Raw genomic sequence first — 2689 nt, forward strand, 5'->3', positions numbered from 1 at the left:
GTCTGCCGGTTTCCGTCGGTCCCGGCCTGCTGGTTCCCCGTGGTGCCGGGAACGGTCCCGGGAGGGTTCACCGCCTCGGGCGCCGTACCGCTCCCCTCGGTCCGGACGGGGGCCGGGGGCGCGGGCACCTTGTCCGAGGGCTCGTCCCCGTTCAGGATGCGGGCCTCCTGGACGGTGAGGATCTCGACGGTGTCGCCCTGGAAGCGGTACACCTCGGTTTCGCCGTCGAAGTGCACGTAGTAGTTGCGCTGCACGTCGTAGGCGGACGACTCGGTCTTGCCGTAGTTCATGCGGTTGACCGCCCCCGACGACAGCTGCGAACTCTCCGCGGTCGACCGGCCCCGCAGACCCCCCTCCACGGCTATCGCGTCCACACGGGCCCTGTGGGTGCCGCCCACGGCCCCCGCGTCGACGCTGACTCCCGCGCCCAGGGTGCCGCCGAGGAAGTCGCTGTGCCGGACGGAGCTCCCGCTCTCGCGTTCGGCCTTGTTGCCCTTGATGTACTTCGCGGGCTGGATGGTGTGGGGCTTGACGTCGTAGGCGGTGGGCACGGACTGGATGCTCACCAGCCGGGGCCTGCCCGAGGGGTCGGTGACCGTGAAGACCGCGGGCCCCGAGGTCATCTCGGGCAGGTTGTTGCGGATGGACTTCTTGGAGAAGGTCCCCCCGACCTGGTCGTGGAAGGCTTCCAGCTTCTGCTGCCTGCGCCTGTCGACGAACCCGGGCGTCACCTTGTCGACCGCGGACTTCCACCACCCGCGGTCCTGCTCCGGGGACCACAGGTGGTCGGCGATCCAGTCGGGGAAGGATCTGTCGGAGGACCCGTCGCTCAACCGGATGTCGCCGACCGACACGGGGTGGCCCTTGTCCGCGTGCGGTCCCACGGGCCTGTCGTCGTCGTTCCGGCCGCGCTGGTGGTCCTGGGTCGCGAAGGGGTCGCGCAGGCGGATCGTCTCCGGGCCGGTGTTGGCCGCGACCGCGCCCGGAAGGACCAGGACCACCCCGTTGGCGGACTCGGCCCGGGCGTTCACGGCCCGGTCCGGCGGGGTGGTGCCGTTCGCCGGTGCGTCGCCGTTCGGAGCGTTGTCGTTGGGAGCGGTGTTGTCAGCGGGAACGTTGTTGTTGTCGGTGGTGGTGTTGGGGGCGGTGCCGTCGACCGGGACGTTGCGGTTCGCCTGGGCGGTGCCGCTGCCCGGCGCCCGCGTCTGGGGGACGTGGACGGGCGTCAGCTCGAAGGACATGGTCAGGTCGGAGGCGTAGATCTCGGGCTTGCCCTTGATCTCGTAGCTGCTGTAGCCGTCGTGGAGGCTGACCGCCGTGTCCACGGACTGGCGCTGGCGCGTTCCCCCCGAGAAGCTGAACGTGAAGCGGGGGCCGATGTCGGCGCCGCCCACCGTTCCGAGGAGCAGGGGGGAGACCTGGAACCCCATGCCGATGAACTTGGTGCCGCCGTGGCTGCCGCTGCCCTCGGCCGGGTTGGCCTCCCCGGCCTCGTCCACCAGCTTCAGGTCCGTGGGGCCCGAGCCCTCCTTCGGCTGGGTGGGCGCGTGGTGGAAACCCTCACGGGAGGGGTTCAGCCGCAGTCTCGCCTGCCACCTGGAGCCGTCCGCTCCGTTGACCGTCGTGGAGAAACCCTCCGGCTGGAAGAACACGCCCGTCTGCTCGCGCGCCTGGGCGTCGATCTGTTCCCTGACCGTGTCGCGCACCGTGGCGTCGATGTGTCCGGCGTCGTTGGCGAGGGTGTCGTCCACGAACGAACGCAGGTGCTCGGCGTGGATCATGCTGGAGTTGACCAGGTTGGACGTCAGCAGGTAGCCGAGGTCGTAGGGGGTGCCGGTCCGCTCCGGCCGCACGGAACCCGGGTAGTCCCGGGGCGGTGGCTCCTCGCGTCGCCGCGTGTCGCCGGTGTCGGTCTGCGGGCGCTCCGTCTCCGTGCCGTCGGTGGTGGTGCGGGGGTCCTCCTCCGGAGGCGGGGGAGGGGGCGTGCGTTCCGCGTCCTCGGGGTTCGTCGTGTCCGCAGTGGTGCCGGTGTTCTCCTGCTGGGGCGGAGGAGGCTGTTCCGTGTCCTCGGTGTTCGTGGTGCCGGTGTTCTCCTGCTGGGGCGGCGCAGGTTGCTCCGTGCCCGTGGCGTCCACCGTCTCGATGGGCTCTGTGGTGGTGTCGTGCTCGTGCTGCGGGGGCGGCGGGGGCGCGTGCTCCGTGTTCGTGACGTCGGTGTCGACGGGCCGCACCGACGGCTTCGGTTCGGTGCCGTCGTTCTCGGTCGGAGCGGGCGGGGGAGGCGCGCCCTCCTCGTGTTCTCCGCTCCTGGTCCGTGTCTCCTCCGTGGGTACGCGCGTCTCGGCCCCGGGCGGCGCGGACGGGCGCACCGCCTCCGCCGTCGTATCCCCGGTCCCGGTGGTCAGCGGGCCCGGCGGTGTCGCCCGTTCCCGCGAAACGCCGTTCTCGGCAGGGGCATCCTCGGTGGTCTCGTCGCTCGTGTTCGGCTCGGGCGCAGACTGGGTCGGAACCGGCCGCGGGGACGGCGCGGCCCCGGGGTCGGAGGACTCCTCCCCGGTCACCGGTCCGCTCCGGCCGGGCGGGGTCTGCGTGTCGAGGGTGCTGTGGAAGGTGTCCGGCAGCGGGTCCGCCGCGGGGTCCGCCCCCGGCTTCCGCTCCGCCGGGGCGCTGGGGGGTGTGCCGGTCGCGG

Annotated in this window: 1 protein-coding gene and 1 pseudogene; one reads left to right on the top strand and one right to left on the bottom strand. The window is 72.1% G+C overall.

Annotated elements, in window-relative coordinates:
* Nucleotides 1–2231 (bottom strand): annotated as a pseudogene (locus tag DQW06_RS09910) (hypothetical protein); the annotation flags it as partial.
* A gap of 232 nt (nt 2232–2463) precedes the next feature.
* Between DQW06_RS09910 and DQW06_RS29470 the strand changes: the two are divergent.
* The coding region (locus DQW06_RS29470; RefSeq protein ID WP_232832991.1) for a hypothetical protein at nt 2464–2689 on the top strand (226 nt) is incomplete at its 3' end.

This window comes from Nocardiopsis sp. TNDT3 (assembly GCF_003427465.1).
In the GTDB taxonomy this organism is placed as follows: domain Bacteria; phylum Actinomycetota; class Actinomycetes; order Streptosporangiales; family Streptosporangiaceae; genus Nocardiopsis; species Nocardiopsis dassonvillei.